Raw genomic sequence first — 20414 nt, 5'->3', positions numbered from 1 at the left:
TATCGTCCTTTCAGGTAAATTGTAATCTACATTCTAAAATTAGATTTTAAAATGCCGCATTAAGCGTACAGTTTTTGGTAATCACTAAAAATGAAGACTAAACGTAGGTTATTCGTTTATGATATCGCCTTCTTTAGTTTCTTCGCTGGCAATTTTTACCAGTTTATCTTTCAGGTTCAAATCTCCGAAGATTTCGATTTTATCGTCGATTTCTCTTCCTTTTTTTACATTAACTCGTGTTGCTTTGTGGTTGATCACTTTGATCACATACAGACCTTCGGCAGAACTCACCAATGCCGATTTTGGAACTACAAATGTACTGTCTTTTGCGTTAAGTGGTAACAAAACTTCGGCAACCATTCCTGGTAAAAGATCTTTTTTAGTATTCGTAACGTCCATTTCTACACGCTCAGAACGTAACTTTAAATCTAATGCTCCGGACATTCTGGTAATCTTGGCTTTAAAATTTTCAGGCAATGATTTTACATTAAAATTCATTTCGTCGCCCTCATGTAAATATCCTGTGTAAAGCTCAGGAACAGAAACTGCCAAACGCAATTTATCTTGTTGCTGAATCGTCAATAAAGGCAAATCAGATCCTTTTCCTGCAGGACCAACAAAGGTTCCTAAGTTTACGTTTCTGGCCGCTACAACTCCGTCGAAAGGAGCACGAATTTCAAGATAACTTCTCATAATCGACACTTCTTTGTGGGCTGCAACTGCGGCCTGATATTGTGCGTAATCTGAGTTTTTCTTTCCGTTGGCCATTTCTAAATCATTTTTAGAAATCGTTCCTTCAACTTTACTCGTTTCGTACAAACGGTTGTAGGTACTTTTGCTTGTGGCATAAATAGCTTCCATCGATTTTAGTCTTGATTCGGCTGCGGCTAGCTGAGAACTGATTTCCGGTGCTTCAAGAACGATTAAAAGCTGTCCTTTTTTTACTTTGGTACCAATATCTACTTTTAGCAATTTTACAAAACTGCTTACTTTAGCATACAAATCTACTTGTTGAAAACCAGTTAATTCGGCTGGTAAACGCAACTCTGTAGTTAGTTTTTCTTTTTCTAAAGAAATAGTTTCTGTTTTAGGCTCAATTTCGGCAGTAACGGTTTCTTCTTTCTTAGAATTACAGCTCGTTAGAAAAAATACGGCTACAAAAAATAATGCGGTCGATTGTATAATGTTATTTTTCATTTTTTTGATTTAATGATGAGATATAATGGATGCTTTCTTCGTCTTCAGGATCTAAAGAAACAGATTGTGTTGTTGTTTTTTCTTGTGCCCAGGCAAAGATAAGTGGCAGGATTAGCAATACGGCAAAAGTCGAAAATAATAATCCGCCAATTACGGCTCTACCTAATGGAGAAACCTGATCACCACCTTCGCCATGACCAATTGCCATTGGTAACATTCCGGCAATCATCGCAACAGATGTCATGATAATAGGACGAAGACGCAACGCTGCTGCTTCACGTGCCGATTCTAACGCATTTCCATTTCGTTTTCGAAGCTGTTCTGCATTTGTAACCAATAATACGGCATTCGCGATCGAAACCCCAACGGACATAATAATACCCATATACGATTGTAAGTTAAGGGTAGAACCTGTAATAGTAAGCATTAATAATGCTCCTAAAACTACTGCCGGAACGGTTGTTAAGATTACTAACGAAACCTTGAACGACTGGAAATTAGCGGCTAACATTAAGAAGATTACAAATATGGCAACCAATAATCCTACTTGTAAGCTGCTTAATGTTTCTACCAATACTTTACTCATTCCGATTGGAGTGATGAATAACCCCCTTGGTAATTCTCCCAACGAACTGATTGTTGCATCTACATCTTTTACTGCCGTACCTAAATCGGTCTGGCTGATGTTGGCTGTAACGGTAATGTATGGCATAGCCCCTAAATTGTCATTTTCACCACTTACAAATCCGGGTGTGATTTTTGCAACGTCGCTTAAAACCGGACGAAGCGAATTTTTTAATACCGGAATTTCTCCAATATCGGTTTTACTTTTCATCTGATTCAAGGGCACCTGAACCTGAACGTTATAGGATAATCCGGCTCTTTCATCTACCCAGGTATTTTTCTCGGTATATCTTGATGATGAGGTCGAAGCTACAAGCGAACGTGAAATATCATTCATATCTACACCCAATTCGGCAGCACGGGTTCTGTCGATATCAATATTCATTGCCGGATAATGAATTGGCTGACCAATTTGTACGTCTCTGAAATAAGAGATTTTCTTTAGTTTCTCTACAATTTGAGTGGCGTATAATTCATTTCGTTTTTTGTCTTTTCCGGCAATACGAACTTCGATTGGAGTAGGAGATCCCTGGCTTAAAACTTTATCAGTCAATTCGATTGGCTCAAAAGAAAGTTTTACATCCGGAAGTACTTTCTTGATTCGGGCTCTAAACTCGTCTTTAAAGTTGTCCATATCCGTATGATACTCTTTTAAACTCACCTGAAATACGGCTTCATGAGAACCTGCCATGAACAAATAAATCGGGTTGATCGAGAATAACGACGGGTGTTGACCAACATAAACAGATGAAATTCCGATATGTTCTTTACCCACCATTTTTTGCAATTCTTTCAAAACAATAATTGCTTTTTCTTCGGTACGTTCTAAACGGGTTCCGTCTGGAGCACGCATTCTTAACTGAAACTGACTTGAATTTACTTTAGGGAAAACATCTTTTCCGATAAAATTAATAAAGACAACTGCCAAAAGTGTAATTCCGATAAGGTACACTAAAGCGGTTATTTTTCTATAAGGAAACAATCGATCTAATGTTCTCATAAAACGGATTCTGAAACGTTCGAAAACGCCTATTTTTCCGTCATTGTCAATATCTTCTCTTGCTACGTACGCTTTTTTCTGCGTGATAAGATCTTTCTCAGATTCCGGAGTTAATCCGCAATCGTTAAATTCTGCTTCATCATCAGTAATTTCCGGACCATGAGCATGTTTTTCATGACCTTTCATCATCCAGTTGGCCATTACAGGCACAAAAGTCTGAGAAAGTAAGAAGGAAATCACCATCGAGAATCCAATTGCTAAAGCCAAAGGCAAGAACAAAGCTCCCGGAATTCCTACCATGGTAAAGGCTGGTGCAAAAACCGCCAAAATACAAAGTAAGATCAATAATTTAGGCAACGCAATTTCCTGACAGGCATCCCAAATGGCGAGTGCCTTGGGTTTTCCCATGTCGAGATGCTGGTGAATATTTTCGATTGTAACCGTACTTTCATCCACCAAAATACCAATTGCCAATGCCAATCCGCTTAAAGACATTAAGTTGATCGTTTGTCCGAATAATTTAAGGAATAAAACTCCCGAAATAATAGAGATCGGAATTGTCATGATTACAATTAAAGCGGCACGACGGTCACCAAGGAAAAGCAATACCATTAATCCGGTTAAAACCGCTCCGATAATACCTTCTGTAATCAAACTTTTTACCGAGTTAATTACATAAACCGACTGGTCAAATTCATACGATAATTTTACGTCTTCCGGTAATGTACTTTGAATTTTAGGCAATTCGGCTTTTAATTTCTGAACCACATCCCAGGTCGAAGCATCTCCGGCTTTTGCAATACTAATATAAACCGAACGTTTTCCGTTTACCAAAGCATAACCTTGCGTAATATCGGCACCATCTTTTACAGTGGCAACATCGCCTAATTTTAAGTTTTGAACGCTTCCTTTAAACAACGGAATATTCTCAAAATCTTTAACTTCTTTAATTGTATTATTGGTTGGTGTAATGTAGTTTACATCGCCCATTCTCACGTTTCCTGACGGAGCCGTCTGGTTGTTGATACGAATTGCTTCAACTACCTGATCTGGCGTCATATTATGCGAACGCAATAAATCCGGATCTACGTTAACCTCAATAGTTCTTGGGCTTCCGCCAAAGGGTGCCGGAGATAATAAACCCGGAATGGAAGTAAACGAAGCACGAACATAAACGTTGGCTAAATCCTGCAATTCGTTATTTGATCGTATTTTACTGCTCAAAACCAATTGACCAATTGGCAATGATGAAGCATCAAAACGAATGATAAACGGAGGCTGGGTTCCCGGAGGAAACGCCGCCTGAATCCTGTTCGAAAGTGAACTTAATTCGGCTGCAGCCTGAGCCATATTGGTGTTTTCATAATAGGTTAATTTCATGATCATTAACCCCTGAATATTTTTGGTTTCTACCGATTTTACACCATTGGCAAACGGTAAAATGTTGACATAAGTCTTAGCAAAATAAGCTTCCATCTGGTCTGGCGTATAACCTCCAAAAGGATGCGCAATATAGATAACCGGCAAGTTCATTTTTGGCAGGATATCTACCTTAATGTCTTGTATGGCACCAATTCCGAAGAAAAATAGACCCGCAACCAATACTAATATGGAGATGGGTTTGCGGAGTGCAAAACGTATTAAATTCATTAGGATCTAATTAAAATTCATTTATAAATAAGTCAAAATTGCCGGTAGCAGCTACTTTAAGCAAAAACGATTGCCATACATTGTTATTGACGATATCACGATCAATTTCGGCACGGTTTAGCGTATATAATGTTTGGGTTATATCAGTTAAATCCGTTAATCCGTTTTTGTATAAAGTTGATTTTTGCAAATACGCTTTTTTTGCTGCATCGACCTGAATTGGTGCTTCGGCAAAGTTGTCCAGCGTTATTTTTATTTTATCATCAGCTAATGCTAATTGCGATTTCAGTTCTCTGTCGGCCTGATTGTATTCTTCCTGTAAACCCTGCGAAACATATTTTTGAGCGCTTACTTGTTTGCTTACTCTAAACGGAGTTGTCAGGTTCCAGCTAATTCCAATTCCGATCAGATAATTGGTACGATCCGGATTTACGCCATCCCAATAATTTCTGTTGAATGAATTTTGATCCGTAACATAATCACTATTAAATCCTGAAGCACGCGTTTGCAAAACACCAAAAGCGCTCATTGTAGGATAATAAAAACGTTTGTACAATTTTACCTGTTGGTTGCTGTAATCAATTTTAGTTTTATAAAACTGAAGCAAAGGATGCAAACTATCTGAAGTTGCCGTTGCTCTCAAAACCTCTTTTGGAATATCGTTTACAAACAAAGTATCTGTAACAAAATCCTGAGGCGCAACACCCATCAAATCGACTAATTTATTGTTTTGTTCCTTGACGAAGTTTTTAGCCAAATTCAAAGAAATCTTTGCTTTCGAAACTTCGGCTGTAGCCAATGTAGAATCCACTCCGGCCAATAATCCGTTTTTAACGCGGGCTACGGCGGTTTTCTTGAAAATTTCGGCACGGCTTAAATTCTTTTGCTGCGAAATCAGTAATCTTTGGCTGGCCAATAAATTCAGATAAGCAGCAGAAATTTTAATTTCCTGTTGAAATTCTTCTTGTTTTAAATCTTTTTCTTTGGCCTGAACATCGATTTTAGCCAAATTGATTTTTTCCTGAATTTTTCCGAAGGTGAAAAAATCCCAGTTCATGTTGACCAGGTACAAAGCACCAAAAGCTGAATTCCAGTTTTGGTCTGGCAAGGCAGGTCCGGAAGAAGCTGTTCCTAAACCATTAAAACCGTACAAAGCACCGTTTTGCCCGTTGATTGTTCCGTAATCCTGTTGTGCCGATAAATTAAGATTTGGCAGATAATCACGCTTGGATTGCTTGAGCGTCTCGCGTGAAGCATTGGTGTAATTGCTTTTTGCTTTGATGGAACCGTAGTTTTCTAAACCTGTTTTTATGGCTTCTTTTAAAGACAAGGTTTGCGCATAACTACCACAAGCAAAAATCAAGAAAACTAATAAAGTAATTTTTCTGAAGTACATAAAATTAGTGGTATGAAATTGATACAACAAAATTATTTCTCTTCAGCTGATATATGTCATCTTAAATGATGTACTACGATAATAAATGACCAATTGAATTCGTCATTTTTTGGAAATATAAATTAAATATTTGTTCGTACTTTGTAAACTATTTAAGTATTAAAAATGAATAAAAAATTTGATAACATATTAGACAACAAATGGTGGCAGGAGGTTGCCGTTGTCGCCTTTTCATTTACGATTTATACGTTAAAAAATGACTGGATGTTATTTAGTTCTTTTACTTCCATATTAATGGGCGTATTTTTCTATCTGGTTTTATACATGCATGCCCAATTCAATCGTTTCTTTCTTTTGCCCATATTATTCAAAACCCAACGTCCCGTAACTTATATTATTTTAACCCTTTTTGGTGTATTTGTCTTTTCTGTAGTGTTGTACGAGATTACAATGCTCGACATGTTTAGCAATTGCCATCTCTATCAAAACTCACATCAAAGAAGTTATGCGTACCAGCTGGCGAGCGTTTTAGGAACTTTGGTTTGTATTTTGAGTCCAATAATTGTGTTTAAATTCTACCGAATTCACAGAAAGAAAACCAATGAAACGTTATTGTTTAATGAAATGCAACTGAATTCTTTAAAAGGACAATTAAATCCTCACTTTCTGTTCAATACCTTTAATACCCTTTACGGAATTAGTCTTGAATTTCCTGAAAGAACGCCTGATTTGATTATGAAAGTCTCGCAGTTAATGCGTTATCAATTAGAAAGCAATAACAAAAAATGCGTTTCACTTGAAGAAGAACTGGAGTTTATAAACAGTTATGTACAGCTTGAAAAAGAAAGAGTAGGGTATCGTTGCGAAATTACATACGATTTTAAAATCGATAATGAGAACGCTTATAAAGTATCACCAATGTTGTTGATTGCTTTTATCGAAAATGCCTTTAAACACGGAACCTGCGCCATCGAAAAATGTTTCGTGAGAATAATTATTACGGTCGAAAACGGTTTGTTGCATTTGCATGTTGTAAATTCAATTCCGACGAAAAAAACAGATGTAGTTTCGACTAAAATTGGCTTAAAAAATACCATAGAACGTTTGAATTTAATTTACGGTAAAAACTATAAATTGGATATTCAGGACGATAAGAACACTTATATTGTAGATTTTAAAGTACAATTGAAAAAGTTTGTAGAATGAGAGAATCCAAAAAATGTATAATTGTAGATGATGAACCCGCGGCGCATTATGTGCTGGCGAATTACATCAAGCAAAATCCGCAATTAGAGTTGGTTTTTCAGGGCTATAATGGTATCGAAGCAATGGATTATCTTCGTGAGAATACGGTCGATCTGATGTTTTTGGATATTAATATGCCGGAGATTTCTGGTATGGAATTGTTGAAGATTCTTCCAACTCATCCTAAAACAATTCTAACCACCGCTTATTCTGAATTTGCTTTAGAAAGTTATGATTACGGAGTTATTGATTATCTACTAAAACCCATTTATTTTCCGAGGTTTTTAAAAGCTATAGATCGTTTTTTTGCAACCGAAACTGTAAAGATCAAAACGGAAGAAACTATTGTAAATTCTGTTAGCGTAAAAGTAGACGGTTATTTTATCGAGATCGAATTAGATCAGCTTTTGTTTGCTCAAAGTTTTGGTAACTACGTAAAATTGCACACCGTAAAAAGAACCTATCTGGCCTCGATTACTACCAGCGAATTCGAAAAATGTCTACCGGAGAAAAATTTTATGCGCATTCATAAATCTTATATTGTCGCGCTGGATAAAATCGAAGCAACAGACAAAGATTTTGTTGTAATAAAAAATGAAAAATTACCGGTTGGCATTACTTATAAAAGGGAATTATCTGACCGGTTAAAAAAATAAAACCCGAAAAAAGTGCTTACTAATTCAACTATTTTCAAAAACGAAAGCCTGCAATGATGTTTCTTGTGGGCTTTTTTATTTCTATTCGGGTTTTATTATAAAATGATTACGCTAATTTTTGTTTCCAGACGGGTAGATTTACACCTTTAAAAATAAGCCATAAGCTCAATGATAGTTCGGCAAGTAAACAAGGCATTAATATAACAATGCTGGAAAGTTGCGGCATCAGAATTAAGGCAAAACTATTAAACAGATAACAGATTCCGGCAATACTCATTAAAACGCCAATTGCTTTAGGAAAATAGCCTGATTTAAAAATCATATAGCCTTCTAATAAACATACAAATCCAAAAAAGATCAATCCAATTCCGAAACCAAAATCGTGTAATTTGATTGACAAATACGATAAAGTATGCAATTGATCCGGAGTAAAAGATTTTAGATATTCAGCATCTCCCAAGAAGAATAACGCAGCTAAAAGATTCAGTTTGTTAGCGACTAAAACTGCCGTTTGTATCAAATTAAACGACAAATTAAGCAACGCCAGTTTTTTGCTTACAGGTTTTAAAAGGTAATATAAAATGATCATTACGGGCAAATCGCAAATGTGCATGATAATATCTGCTGTGATTCCAATTTTCCATAAAGGCTGAGCATGTATGATATTGTTTGCGGTGGTATTGACATCTCCGTAAACAACAAGTTTGTTTCTGACAAAAGCCTCAGCGCAGAGTCCCATTAAAATGATAACAAGGTATAATATTCCGGCTATGCGGGCATAAGCTTGTGGTGAACTTTCGAAATTCTTCAGGTTAAATCTCATTTTTCTTTGGTCTTGGTTTACTATAAGACTGTTTAGTTTGAATAATGTTACTATTTATTTTAACATTTTTTTTCAATTTTATATTTACTTCAAAATAAAGTAGTAATTTTAATACGTTATTTTAAGGATTGTTAATTTAAAACCGTAACGATGAAAAACCTTTTCTTTATTATTACCTTTTTATATAGTAGTTTTTTAATAGGACAAAATGGAGTTTCTCCGGACAAAGTGGTCACTCCGCCAGAAAAAGTGTTGTATACTTTTCAAAAAGAATATCCTGGCAAAGTACCCGTTTGGACAATGAAATATGTTGGAGACGATGATGATGAAATACGTTACGAAGCCAAATTTAAAACCAATGCGACTACCGAAGTATTGGCTGTTTATGATAATTTGGGAGTTTTAAAAGCTTTTGAATCTCAAATTCCGCTTAGCAAACTTCCTGCAAAAGCTCAGGCATATTTAAAGAAAAATTATCCTGCAAAAGCGATTAAAGAAATTGCCGTTGTAGTAGACGACAAAAACAAAACAACCTATGAAGTAGGAGTACAAAAGAACGCTAAATTCTATGATGTTGTTTTCGATAAAAACGGAGGTTTTGATGTGATTGTCGAAAAAGATTAAACCAGCATACTTACTAACTCAATATATTTAAAACGAGAAACCCGATCAGATTATTAATCTGATCGGGTTTTATTTTGTTGTTTCGTTATATAATTAAACCCGACATGTTTTTAAAACCTGTCGGGTTTAGCACTAAGTTTTATTTAATAATTTATAATTCATAATTTATAATTCATAATTATTTAAAGCATCATTCCGCCCGAAACCTCAATACGCTGTGCATTTACCCAACGAGCTTCTTCGGTACATAAAAAGGCTACAACACCTCCAATATCGTCAGGTAAACCCACTCGTCCTAAAGCAGTAACCGATGCTATTTGTTGGTTCATTTGCTCATTATCACGAACAACTCCGCCACCAAAATCAGTTTCAATAGCGCCAGGAGCGACAATATTTGCTCTGATTTTTCTTGTGCCTAATTCTTTTGCCTGATATTTGGTCAGGGTTTCAATAGCGCCTTTCATAGAAGCATACGCTGCATAACCCGGAAATGAAAAACGGGCTAAACCAGTTGAGATATTAATAATTCCGCCGCCATCATTCATAACATTTAAAGCTTTTTGAGTCAGAAAGAAAGGCCCTTTAAACTGAATATTGGTCAATTGATCAAATTCAGCTTCAGTTGTTCCAATGAATGAATTATGAATCCCGATTCCTGCGTTGTTTACCAGAAAATCGAATTTATCGGTTTTAAAAGTACTTTTTAAAGCTTCTGAAACCTGAGTAAGAAAAGTATCGAAAGTACCGGAATCCGCTACGTTTAGTTGCAATGATACTGCTTTTTGTCCTAAAGCTTCGATTTCTTTTACAACATCGTCAGCTTCATCTTTTTTGCTGTTATACGTAATGATTACGTCAATTCCTTTTTTTGCAATTGCTATTGCCATATTTTTCCCTAAACCTCTGCTACCACCTGTAACAAGAGCTATTTTTATATTTACTGCCATTTTTATTTAATTATGAGTTATGAATTATGAGTTGTGAATTGTGAAATGTAAAATGTTGCCACAGATTAAAGGATTAAAAAGATTGAAAAAATCTGCTTGATCTGCTAAATCTGCGTGAAAAAATTAAACACATAGAATCATAGATTTTATTTTGAGCTAAAAAGATTGTAAAAAGAAACTAGTTTCTTAAACATAGCGCAGCGATCTATTTTTCTATGTTTGTTTAAATAAAATGAAATGCCTTTTTTTCAGCTTTCACAATATTTATGTTTCTATGTGTTTAAATATTCGCGTTTTACAGATTAGAATGTAATGCTTTGAACGATTCTTTTAATTCCGGAATACTTGCATTAATTCTCGTTGCGCTGGTTCCAAAAGTAAGTTCCTCTTTTCCCTCTTTTAATTGTTCAAAAATAGAGACGATAAAATCACTCACGCTTGGATGTGCATCATGCAACCCAACTCCGCCAAGATCTGTGTTTAATGCTGGTGGAATAATTTCGATTACTTCAATATTTTTTGCTTTCAAAATATGACGAAGTGAAATCGTAAACGAACGGAAAAATGCTTTTGTAGCCGAGTAAACCGGAACTTTTGCAAAAGGAGAAAGTGCCAGTCCAGAGGTTACATTCATCACGGTTGTAAGTGATTGTAGCTGAATAAAAAGCGATGTTAAATGTAAAGGCGCTTCGATATTGGTAGCAAGTTCTGTTTTCATGCTTTCATAAAAGCCAGCATCTGTAACCGAAACCCATTTTTGAATTCCTGCGTTGTTAATTAAAACATTTAAGTCAGGATGGTTTTCTGCAATCCATTCGTAAAGTGCCACGCGTTCTGCTTCGATTGCCAGGTCGCATACTTTTGTGATTACGGTTGGAAATTTTTCTTTGACTTCATTTAAAATAGATTCACGTCGGCCGCAAATGATTACGGTATTGTTTTCCTGAATAAATCTTTCGGTAAGTCCAAGCCCGATACCGCTTGCGCCACCTGTTATTAGAATTTTGTTGTTTGATAAGTTCATCTTTTTCGATCTTTTAAATTGATAAGACAAAGGTAGGAGCGAAGTAGGCTTGGGGAATTGTAAATATCAAATCGATGTTTGCGAAATTCAAATCATAGTTGTGAAATCCCAATTTTTAAAAATCCAAATTCCAAAACGTTGCGACAAACTTTGTCAAAGTTTTAAACTTTGACAAAGTTGTAGAAAATCTAAAATCTAAAATCTAAAATCAATAAACCTAAACTCTAAAAGCCAAAGGCGTAAAAGAAGTTTGTTTTTTAAAGAAGTTAGAAAAATGCGCTAATTCTTCGAAACCTAGTGAAAATGCAATCTCAGAGATGTTCCAGTCGGTTTGTTTAAGGAGAATTTTGGCTTCATTCGTTAATCTTGTGGTGATTAATTCCGTGGTGGTTTTTCCGGTATTTTCTTTTAAAACTTTATTGAGATGATTGACATGTACAGATAATCTTTCAGCAAAATCTTTGGCTGTTCTAAGCTCTAATCGCTGATTTGGCGATTCTATTGGGAATTGTCTTTCTAGTAATTCAGCAAATAAAGAAGAAACTCTCGCTGCCGAATTATGCTTAGAATACAAAGCGGTTATGGGTTGTAATTTTTGACCAAAGTGAATTAACTCTGCCACATAATTCCTAATCAAATCATATTTATAGATATAATCTGAATTGATTTCTTTTTGTATCTTATTGAAAATCAATTCGACTTCGGCGACTTCTTCATCCGTAAGCTGAAAAATAGGATAACCGTCGGATGCAAAAATGGGTAATTCGTCCAGATCAATTCCGCTTTTATTTTTCGATAAAAACTCGCTTGTAAAAACACAAAATTGTCCGGATTGATTGATGTCCTGAGGAAGATAATTGTACGGAATTTTTGGCGTAGCAAACAAAAGGCCTTGCTTGTCTATTTCGATTATTTTATCGGCATATTCAGCGCGGTTTTTACCTTTTATCAAACTTATTTTATAATAAGCACGTCGATCATAAGGCATATTGGGCTTTTCTTTCATCCTTTCGTACAGCTCTTTAATGTCGAATACATTAAAATGCCCAATTTCTTTTTTGATGTCGTTGGGTAATAATGAGCTTGGTTCAACGGATGAGCCTTCGGTAATGTCTTTGTAGAAAGAATCTAGAGATTTCATAATTGCTTCGAATTGTAAAATTCAAATATACGAAAAAAAAGAGCACGCAGATTTAACAGATTTAAACGGATGTACGCTGATTTTTTGTTCTCGTTTTTGTCATTCCTCCGTCAGGATGACAAGATTGCGGGTATTTGTAGTAGAAAAAAAAATTGAATCTTGCATTTAAAACAAGCTTCCCTGAATTAATTCCGGTTGCGGGTTACTGCCAAATGGGAAAGTATCAATCACGAAAAACTGTTTTTTAACTGGATCGAGCTCTCTTAAAACAATATTATCGCATAAAAAACTCATGTCGATGGTGGTAAATAAAGTATTGGCTGTTTCGATACTTTCGGAAGTTAGTTTTCTTCCGATAGAGATATGGGGATCGCTGCTCTTTTTTAAATTTGAAAGTAACATCGCATCCTGAGTTTTTTTCATAACTGGTTTTAGATTCGTTTTAGATTCTTCATTTGGAGCAATAAAAAATGCGCCGCTGTCGTAAGAACCAAAATGATCTAAATAAACGGGAAAGGGAGTAAAGGTATCGCAGATTTTAAGCAGTTTTTCTTTGAATTTATCCAACTGAGATTCATCAATCGTAAATTCGCAAATAGTAATATGTGCGACAGAATTTTTACTGTTAAACCAACCAATTTTAACCGCCAGTTCTTCTTTCATCGTTTTAATACGATCGATTATTTCTTGTGAAGGATGAATGACAACTGAATATTTCTTTTCCATTTTTAGGGTTTTGAATGCTACAAAATTAGGATTTAAATTGAGTAGTCAAAACGCTAAACGAATCATTGTTTTTGTTGGATTTAGCGCCGATTTGTTATTTATGAGGTAAATTATTGTTGCTCTTTTTTTCTTTTAAATATAATCGGTGAAGAATTTCTGATTTTAATAAACCGCTTCCTCCTCCAAAATGTTCAATTACTTCGACATCGGGTTGTTGTTCTAAGCAAAAAGAAGTAAAGTTTTTCTCGACATGATCTTCGATTCCGGAACTTAACAGCACGATGTCGATTTTGTGATTTCGGAAGTATTCCTGAGCTTCATTTTCATGACTGAAAGCTACTGCGTTCCAATTTTCATCTGCGTTTACAAGTCGAAGTAAGATGGCCAGGATCGCTTCGTTTTTTCCGAGTAATAAGAATTCAAGAGTTTTCATAATCGTTTTTATTTTTCAGTTGGACAGCATTTCTAGTTTATTTTACAAAGATATTGGTTAACTCAAAAATTATGACTTAATCTAGGACAAGAAATTAAATTTAAAAAAGGGTTTGATGTTTGTCTCTTGTTGATCGATTTTTGAACGATAAGAGAGAATTTTTTGTAGCTCTTTTTTGAGAGATTTTATTTTTAACAAAAAAAGTTGAAGTTCTGATTACTTGAGAAAACGGGCGTAATGTCAAGTAAAACAATAAATTAATATTGAATCATTATAAATAAGAGAAAAAAAGATTGCTTAAATGTGGAATCCCGTAATGTTTTCTCTAAAGTAGCTTGTAGCTTTGTCGTATAGAAATTGATTTAAGCGTTGTTTTTGCCTTTTTAAACAGCATTTTTCAATCTCTGTGTTACTGTTTTTGGAGAAACATTTTTTTTTTTAGAATGAAAATTTGACACCATTTCATAGTGGATATCTTTGTATAAGTTTGCAAGACATACGAGAACGTCTAAATTTTTATAGGGTCTTTAGATTTGGTTATTTAGTTAACTGAATTTAAAGACCCTTTTTTTATTAGCTTAATAATAAAAGTCCCGTAATCCAGAAATGAATATAGTCCCAATTGATTTTGAACTTTTGAGGTGAAAAACCATAGAAATTTTTAAAAGCTGCCGAAAAATGTGACACATCTTTATAACCACATTTATAGGCTACATCACTAACTGTTGAAGCTTTATTTTGAAATAATTCTTTTGCATGTTCCATTCTGAGTTTAATAATATAACTTTTCACAGTAGTGCCAAAACAAGCTTTAAATCCTTTTTTTAGTTTAAATTCATTTAGCGAAATCAGCCTTGAAAGTTCTGCTAATGTTGGTGCGTGCACATAGTCGTTGTCTAGTATTTGCTTGGCTGCTAATAATTTATTGTAATCGTCTTCGTCAATTTGATCTTTTTGTATCGGCATGGTAATGATTGTTTCCAGCTGATGTATAAGCAGTTCTTTGATTTTAGTTTCGATGTACATTTTTTTTAATGCACCCTGACGGTTACAGTTTTTTATTTCGTGAATCACCCATTGAATTGCAGGCGTAAAGGGAATATATTTTGAAGTTAAATAGCTCGATTTTTTATGCAGGATATTTTTTGAAAATTTCTCATGAAGTTTCCAGTCTTCATTGATGATGTTATAATAAAAGTCTTTAGATAAGATTATACAGAAATAATTAGTTTGTTCAAAGGCAGGGATTTTAATAGTCGCTCTGTATTTTGTAGCATAAAATATATTGTGAGTATTTTTTTTTGAATATTTTTCGGTTTCTAATTGATCAATATGAGTTTCGATATTACTGCAGCAAATAAAATTCATCACGACAGATTCTTCATCAATTTCAAAAATGATAGTTTGAGGCGTTGAAAAAAGCATTTGTGTGTCGAGTAAGACCATTCCTTCGGTGATTAAATGATGACTTTTAATTTGTTCTGAATCACCATTTTTTATATCGACATTTTCTTCTGTTAAGAAATTTTTAGGGTAATGATTGTTACCAATTTCAATTTGAATAATTGACTTTTCGTGTGCTAAAATTTTCGATTCGATTTTCAAAATATAATCCGTTTTTACAAAATAATAATCCGTTTTTCCCTATCTTTTTTCGAGTTGTAGATGGTACTTTTGCGTCAAAGTTATTTATAATTAGTCTAATTAAAGATATGACAACTCACAAATTTTTATTTTTTAGTATATTTTTTTTCTTTTCAATCTTGTCTCATTCCCAGCAAAATCAAGGTTTCTTCGTTAGTGGAGAGGTAACAGAAAGTTCAGGACAAACAATTCCTTATGCTACAGTTAGTATTGAAAAAACCAACTTAAGCATGATTTCGGATGAAAACGGGAGTTTTGTTTTTAAAAATGTAAAGCCGGGAAAATACACTTTAAAAATTACTGCAATTGGTTTTTCGAACTATAGAAAAAATATAGAAATTTCATCTTTGGATGTCAATTTTAAGGTTCGTTTAGAAAGTGAATTAAACGAATTGGAAAGTGTTACAGTTTTAGGACGTACTGCAACCGATAAGGTAAACAAACAAGCTTATAATGTAACCGCTCTTGATGCAAAAAAACTTCATAACACTACGCTTGATTTGTCTCATGCTTTAGACAGGGTTTCCGGTGTTCGTGTTCGTGAAGCTGGTGGAGTAGGTTCGAGATCAGAACTTTCAATAAATGGTTTCTCGGGAAATCAAATCAAGGTTTTTATTGATGGAGTTCCGATGGATAATTTTGGATCTTCTTTTCAGCTGAATAATATTCCTGTAAATCTTGCTGATCGTGTTGAAGTTTACAAAGGTGTTGTACCCATCTGGCTGGGTGGTGATGCTTTAGGAGGTGCAGTGAATATTGTGACCAACAGCAAACCAAGAACTTATGTTGATGCATCGTATTCTTTTGGATCTTTTAATACACATCGCTCTGCAGTAAATGCGGGTTATACTTCTAAAAGCGGTTTTACGACAGAGATAAATGCTTTTCAAAATTATTCTGATAATAATTATTGGGTCAATGTTGATGCGGCCAATTTATATTCAGGTCAATATTATCCAAATCAGCGTGTAAGGAGATTTCATGATAATTACCATAACGAAACAGTGGTTTTAAACATTGGTATTACCGGAAAAAAATATGCTGATAAATTGTTATTTGGTTTTACAGGAGGTCAAAATAAGTCAGACATTCAAACGGGAGCAAGGATGGAAAGTGTGTTTGGATCTGTTTATTCAAGAGGAAATATTTTGATGCCCACTGTAAAATATCAGGTTAAAGATCTTTTTACAAAAGGTTTGAATTTTAACCTTACGGGGAATTTTAATTTTGGAGAAGAAAAAAATATAGATACCGTATACATTAGATATAACTGGTTTGGCGAGAGCAGAAAGTTTGACGGTTTAGGTGGAGAACGCAGTCGTACGTTACGTAAATTCAAAAATAATAACGGAATTGCTACAGCAAATGCGACTTATAGTTTGGGCGAGAGACATTCTTTTATGTTAAATAATACCTTCAATACTTTTGATCGTAAGGAAAGTGATGAATTAGTTCCTGAGTCTTTAGTTTATAAACAGCCTAAAAAAACACAAAAAAATGTAATAGGATTAGGTTATAAGTTTGATTATAACGAGAAGTGGAGTACATCTGTATTCTTAAAAGATTATTCCTTAAAAACTACTTATTCCAGAAGTTACAATCCATCTGGAAATACAGGAGATATTGCATACCAGCAATATGTAGACCATACTTCGGTACTAGGATATGGTGGAGCAACAAGCTACTATATCAGACAAAATTTGCAGGTAAAAGGGTCTTTTGAAAAAAGTTACCGTTTACCAAATCCGCAGGAAATTTTTGGAAACGTAAATGAAAATATTGCAGGAAATCTTGATCTTAAACCAGAGACCAGTAATAATTTTAATGCCGGAGTAAGCTACCAAACTAGTTTTAGAAAAGTAAATGCCATGACATTTGATCTGAACTTTTTGTACCGCGATGCAACAGATTTTATACGTTCTGAGCTGAATGTAAATCAAACCATGCAAACAAATGTCAATCAGGGACGAGTGACTAATTACGGTGTAGATACAGAGATTCGATATTCATACAAAAACCGATTTACTGCAGGTGTAAATATGACTTATCAAAATCTGCGAAATATGACAAAATATGAGTCAGGTCAGGAATATGTATCGCTCTTTTACAAAGACAGGGTGCCAAACATCCCATATTTATTTGGAAATTTTGATGCGACGATATTTTTTAATGATGTTATAAAAAAAGGAAACAATTTATCTGTAGGATACAATCTTCTCTACGTGTATGATTACTATTTGTCATGGCCAAGCCGTGGTATTCAGTCTAGTAAACTGGATATCCCGACACAGTTTAATCACGATGTCAATATTGTTTACACGCTTGCAGATGGAAAATACAATATAGCTTTTGAATGTAAAAATGCATTAGATAATAGACTGTACGACAACTTTTCGTTACAAAAACCGAGTCGTGGTTTTTACCTCAAATTCAGATATTTTTTCGATAAATCACGTAAATAATTTAATAATTCAAACCATAATAACATGAAAAAAAGTAGCAAATTAATTTTGTTCTCAGCTTTAATAGCTTTTACAACGTTCTCTTGTAGTAGTGATTCTGATAAACCGGGAAATGAAACAGGCGGTGGAGTAGATACCGGAAAAACAAAATATATAATTACTGCAACTACGGGAGCAGCAGGAATTGCAGATTATTTATTAACGGCTGATGATATTTCTAAAGGATCTATTACTACAACCGGTAATGGTATCGAACAGGACGGATCTTACCGTTATTACATTACAGCGCAAAACAACTTTTTTAGCTTATTGTATGGTCAGGGAAACCCTGGTGCTGTAACAACTTACAACCTGAATGCAGAAGGAAAGTTAATTAAGAAATCTAATTTTCAGGCAGAAACTGTACATGTTTTTGCAGCTGTAAACAAGGATATTTTAACAATTAAAGTACCAAGAAGCGGTGCGGCATCTATTGCTCAAATGTATAAAATTGATGCAGAAAAATCACTTATTACAGGTGAGGCACAACAAGACACGAAAAAATTAGCCGGAAATGGTGAAAGAGCCTTTTTTACCTGGGCAACTCAGGTTGGCGAAAAAGTGTACATGCCTTATATGAGTATAAAAGGTGACGGGGTTGATAATTTTGGAACTAAAAACCCTGATAGTACATGGGTTGCGGTATATACTTATCCGGAGCTTAAATTAGAAAAAGTGATCAAAGATAACCGTACCAGTTATTTAGGAGGCTATTATACAAACGGATTGTATCAGGATGAAAACGGAGATGCTTACGGTTTCTCAGGAGCGGTTGCAACAAGCAATTCTGTTGTAACTTCTACTAAGCCATCTGCAGTGGTAAAAATTAAAAAAGGAACTACTGAATTTGATAAAACGTATTTCTTTAATGTACAGGAAAAGTCTGGAGGATATAAAATTGCTTCATCTACTTATATCTCTAAAGGAAAGGTTTTATTGCAAATGTTTGGTACAGTAGGAACAAATAAAGGGGCTGCAAAACTGGCAATTGCTGATGTTTACAATCAAACTTTTACATGGGTTACTAATGCGCCTCAAGTAATTACTTTTACAACTGTAGAAAGATATAATCTTGTTAGCGAAGACGGTTCATCTGCTATTGTAGGTATTAATACTCCTGAAGGAAACTGGATTTATACCATCAACGGTACAACTGCTGTTGCTACTAAAGGAATAAAAGTTGAAGGTGGTCAGATTACTGCAATTGCAAAATTAAAATATTAAAAATTGGTTTCTTTTGAACCGTAGGCCTTTCGGGGCTTGCGGTTTTTTTATTTATCTTTTATACGCTACTAATTATGTTTTCTTTTTCAAAATCAAATACAAACAAGAAAAAAAGTAAAAAATCGCTTTTCAAGCGTATTATGGCCTGGTTGCATTTATGGCTCGGACTGGCTTCCGGTATTATTGTGGTTATTGTTAGTATAACGGGCTGTATTTATGTTTTTGAAAACGAAATTAAGGATTTTATTGAAGACTGGCGTTTTGTTAAACCTGAGGAAAAAGCTTTTTTATTGCCTTCTCAATTAGTTATAATTGCAGATAAAACCATGAAAGGCAATCATGCGACTAGTGTTACTTTTGGATCAAAAAATGATGCGGCTATTGTAGGTTACTTTATTGAGAAAAAAGAAAGTAAAGACGAAAGAGGAGAACATAAAAAAGGAGATAAAAAGGGGAATCCTAAAAATGACATTGCTAAAAATGCGAATGAAAAAGGAAAATCTGATTTAAAATCGCAAGGAAAAGGTAAGCAAAAAGGCGAAAAAGATGAAAAGCGCAGAAAAAGAAGAAACGGTGTTTTTACAAGCATTTATATGAATCCGTACACCGGAGAAATATTAAATGTAAAATCTTTTTCAAGAGGCGATTCTCCCGATTTTTTCAGATGGATATTAAATGGTCACCGTGCTTTATGGCTTCCTTATGATATAGGAAGGCCAATTGTGGGCGTGGCAGTTATCATTTTTGTTATTTTATTAATTTCAGGTATAGTGCTTTGGTGGCCAACCAAATGGATTAAGTCAATAATTAATAAAAGTTTTAAAATAAAAACCGATGCCAGCTTTAAACGTGTCAATTATGATTTGCATAATGTGCTTGGATTTTACAGTTGTGTTTTTCTATTTTTTATTGCTGTAACAGGATTAGTGTGGAGTTTTGACTGGTGGAGTAAATCACTATATTGGGTTACATCCGGAGGGAAACCTTTGGTAGAAAGCCGCGAATCTCCAAAATCAGACACGACAAATGTTAAGACTTTTAATATTACGACGGCGGATAGAGTTTTGTTGAAGATGAACAAAGAAAATCCACAGGCAGCCGGAATACTAATCTCTATTCCTGCTAAACCCGCAGATCCTATTGGAGCTTTTGTTTACAAACAAAAAAATACCTACTACAATATGGACAGGTATAATTTTGATCAGCAGACTTTAAAAGAAATTTCAATAAAGTCGACTTTTTCAGGAAAATATATAGATGCTAATATACCAGACAAAATACGAAGAATGAATTACGATATTCATGTGGGAAGCGTACTAGGACTTACAGGAAAAATTATTGCTTTTTTTGCCAGTCTAATTTCGGCTAGTTTGCCTATTACCGGATTTTTAATTTGGTGGGGAAAACAGAAATTTGGCAAAAAAACGACGGCATCTCCAAAAGTTGCTACTAAGGCAATTCCTATTGTTAAATCGAAACAAGTCTTAGAGAAAGAATTATCAGTTTAATGGATTGAGAATCCGTTTTTTTATAGTTTTTGATGTTGGTTAGAAAGGCAA

General features: G+C 34.6%; 16 protein-coding genes. 6 read left to right on the top strand and 10 right to left on the bottom strand.

Annotated elements, in window-relative coordinates; translation table 11 throughout:
* Positions 1-108: 108 nt before the first annotated feature.
* The 3 genes from L0669_RS19255 to L0669_RS19245 are packed head-to-tail and all read right to left on the bottom strand — an operon-like array spanning position 109 to position 5867.
* Complete coding sequence (locus L0669_RS19255; RefSeq protein WP_263759486.1) at positions 109-1197, bottom strand: efflux RND transporter periplasmic adaptor subunit; 1089 nt, start codon at positions 1195-1197, stop codon at positions 109-111.
* Positions 1187-4471 carry an efflux RND transporter permease subunit gene (locus L0669_RS19250; protein WP_263759484.1) on the bottom strand — a complete coding sequence of 1095 codons (3285 nt, stop codon included), beginning with the start codon at positions 4469-4471 and terminating at the stop codon, positions 1187-1189. Before L0669_RS19250 ends, L0669_RS19255 begins: the two co-directional genes overlap by 11 nt.
* Before the next feature lie 10 nt (positions 4472-4481).
* Positions 4482-5867 carry a TolC family protein gene (locus L0669_RS19245; RefSeq protein ID WP_263759481.1) on the bottom strand — a complete coding sequence of 462 codons (1386 nt, stop codon included), beginning with the start codon at positions 5865-5867 and terminating at the stop codon, positions 4482-4484.
* 165 nt (positions 5868-6032) lie between these two features.
* On the opposite strand from L0669_RS19245, the gene L0669_RS19240 reads away from it, so the two are divergent.
* Positions 6033-7073, top strand: coding sequence for a sensor histidine kinase (locus L0669_RS19240; RefSeq protein ID WP_173971779.1), 1041 nt, complete (start codon positions 6033-6035; stop codon positions 7071-7073).
* Positions 7070-7768 carry a LytR/AlgR family response regulator transcription factor gene (locus L0669_RS19235; protein WP_263759479.1) on the top strand — a complete coding sequence of 233 codons (699 nt, stop codon included), beginning with the start codon at positions 7070-7072 and terminating at the stop codon, positions 7766-7768. The genes L0669_RS19240 and L0669_RS19235 overlap by 4 nt, the downstream gene beginning before the upstream one ends.
* A gap of 106 nt (positions 7769-7874) precedes the next feature.
* Here L0669_RS19235 and L0669_RS19230 read toward each other — a convergent pair whose 3' ends face one another.
* Positions 7875-8591 carry a DUF4386 domain-containing protein gene (locus L0669_RS19230; RefSeq protein ID WP_263759476.1) on the bottom strand — a complete coding sequence of 239 codons (717 nt, stop codon included), beginning with the start codon at positions 8589-8591 and terminating at the stop codon, positions 7875-7877.
* A gap of 150 nt (positions 8592-8741) precedes the next feature.
* On the opposite strand from L0669_RS19230, the gene L0669_RS19225 reads away from it, so the two are divergent.
* Positions 8742-9215 (top strand): hypothetical protein, encoded by a 474-nt coding sequence (locus L0669_RS19225; RefSeq protein WP_263759474.1) that lies wholly within the window; start codon positions 8742-8744, stop codon positions 9213-9215.
* A 182-nt stretch (positions 9216-9397) separates the two neighbouring features.
* Here the strand turns inward: L0669_RS19225 and L0669_RS19220 are convergent, their stop codons facing one another.
* The 6 genes from L0669_RS19220 to L0669_RS19195 form a co-directional block, all read right to left on the bottom strand.
* Positions 9398-10162: an SDR family NAD(P)-dependent oxidoreductase gene (locus L0669_RS19220; protein WP_263759473.1), complete on the bottom strand. Its 765-nt coding sequence runs from the start codon at positions 10160-10162 to the stop codon at positions 9398-9400.
* A gap of 295 nt (positions 10163-10457) precedes the next feature.
* Complete coding sequence (locus L0669_RS19215) at positions 10458-11186, bottom strand: SDR family oxidoreductase (protein ID WP_263759471.1); 729 nt, start codon at positions 11184-11186, stop codon at positions 10458-10460.
* A gap of 217 nt (positions 11187-11403) precedes the next feature.
* Entirely contained in the window at positions 11404-12327 is a 924-nt protein-coding gene (locus L0669_RS19210) for a helix-turn-helix domain-containing protein (RefSeq protein WP_263759470.1), read from the bottom strand.
* 165 nt (positions 12328-12492) lie between these two features.
* Positions 12493-13053, bottom strand: coding sequence for a 2'-5' RNA ligase family protein (locus tag L0669_RS19205; RefSeq protein ID WP_263759468.1), 561 nt, complete (start codon positions 13051-13053; stop codon positions 12493-12495).
* A gap of 94 nt (positions 13054-13147) precedes the next feature.
* Positions 13148-13486 carry a hypothetical protein gene (locus tag L0669_RS19200; RefSeq protein WP_263759467.1) on the bottom strand — a complete coding sequence of 113 codons (339 nt, stop codon included), beginning with the start codon at positions 13484-13486 and terminating at the stop codon, positions 13148-13150.
* A gap of 573 nt (positions 13487-14059) precedes the next feature.
* Complete coding sequence (locus L0669_RS19195; protein WP_263759466.1) at positions 14060-15091, bottom strand: helix-turn-helix domain-containing protein; 1032 nt, start codon at positions 15089-15091, stop codon at positions 14060-14062.
* A 158-nt stretch (positions 15092-15249) separates the two neighbouring features.
* Between L0669_RS19195 and L0669_RS19190 the strand changes: the two genes are divergently transcribed.
* The 3 genes from L0669_RS19190 to L0669_RS19180 all read left to right on the top strand — a co-directional run bounded on the left by L0669_RS19190 (position 15250) and on the right by L0669_RS19180 (position 20363).
* On the top strand, positions 15250-17592 hold the full coding sequence (locus tag L0669_RS19190) for a TonB-dependent receptor (RefSeq protein WP_263759464.1): 2343 nt from the start codon (positions 15250-15252) through the stop codon (positions 17590-17592).
* Between the two features lie 24 nt (positions 17593-17616).
* Positions 17617-18855: a DUF4374 domain-containing protein gene (locus L0669_RS19185; RefSeq protein WP_263759463.1), complete on the top strand. Its 1239-nt coding sequence runs from the start codon at positions 17617-17619 to the stop codon at positions 18853-18855.
* Positions 18856-18929: 74 nt separating this feature from the next.
* The gene (locus tag L0669_RS19180; protein WP_263759462.1) at positions 18930-20363 is read left to right on the top strand and encodes a PepSY-associated TM helix domain-containing protein; all 1434 of its coding nucleotides are present in this window, start codon (positions 18930-18932) and stop codon (positions 20361-20363) included.
* Positions 20364-20414 lie beyond the last annotated feature (51 nt).

Source organism: Flavobacterium bizetiae, from assembly GCF_024271895.1.
Taxonomy (GTDB): Bacteria; Bacteroidota; Bacteroidia; order Flavobacteriales; family Flavobacteriaceae; genus Flavobacterium; species Flavobacterium bizetiae.
The sequence above is the reverse complement of the archived record's forward strand: the minus strand, read 5'-3'. Positions and strand labels throughout refer to the sequence as shown.

Bases quoted from the DNA above. Each gene is read 5' to 3' on its own strand.
- L0669_RS19255 (WP_263759486.1), bottom strand. From the start codon at position 1,197: ATGAAAAATAACATTATACAATCGACCGCATTATTTTTTGTAGCCGTA.
- L0669_RS19250 (WP_263759484.1), bottom strand. From the start codon at position 4,471: ATGAATTTAATACGTTTTGCACTCCGCAAACCCATCTCCATATTAGTA.
- L0669_RS19245 (WP_263759481.1), bottom strand. From the start codon at position 5,867: ATGTACTTCAGAAAAATTACTTTATTAGTTTTCTTGATTTTTGCTTGT.
- L0669_RS19240 (WP_173971779.1), top strand. From the start codon at position 6,033: ATGAATAAAAAATTTGATAACATATTAGACAACAAATGGTGGCAGGAG.
- L0669_RS19235 (WP_263759479.1), top strand. From the start codon at position 7,070: ATGAGAGAATCCAAAAAATGTATAATTGTAGATGATGAACCCGCGGCG.
- L0669_RS19230 (WP_263759476.1), bottom strand. From the start codon at position 8,591: ATGAGATTTAACCTGAAGAATTTCGAAAGTTCACCACAAGCTTATGCC.
- L0669_RS19225 (WP_263759474.1), top strand. From the start codon at position 8,742: ATGAAAAACCTTTTCTTTATTATTACCTTTTTATATAGTAGTTTTTTA.
- L0669_RS19220 (WP_263759473.1), bottom strand. From the start codon at position 10,162: ATGGCAGTAAATATAAAAATAGCTCTTGTTACAGGTGGTAGCAGAGGT.
- L0669_RS19215 (WP_263759471.1), bottom strand. From the start codon at position 11,186: ATGAACTTATCAAACAACAAAATTCTAATAACAGGTGGCGCAAGCGGT.
- L0669_RS19210 (WP_263759470.1), bottom strand. From the start codon at position 12,327: ATGAAATCTCTAGATTCTTTCTACAAAGACATTACCGAAGGCTCATCC.
- L0669_RS19205 (WP_263759468.1), bottom strand. From the start codon at position 13,053: ATGGAAAAGAAATATTCAGTTGTCATTCATCCTTCACAAGAAATAATC.
- L0669_RS19200 (WP_263759467.1), bottom strand. From the start codon at position 13,486: ATGAAAACTCTTGAATTCTTATTACTCGGAAAAAACGAAGCGATCCTG.
- L0669_RS19185 (WP_263759463.1), top strand. From the start codon at position 17,617: ATGAAAAAAAGTAGCAAATTAATTTTGTTCTCAGCTTTAATAGCTTTT.
- L0669_RS19180 (WP_263759462.1), top strand. From the start codon at position 18,930: ATGTTTTCTTTTTCAAAATCAAATACAAACAAGAAAAAAAGTAAAAAA.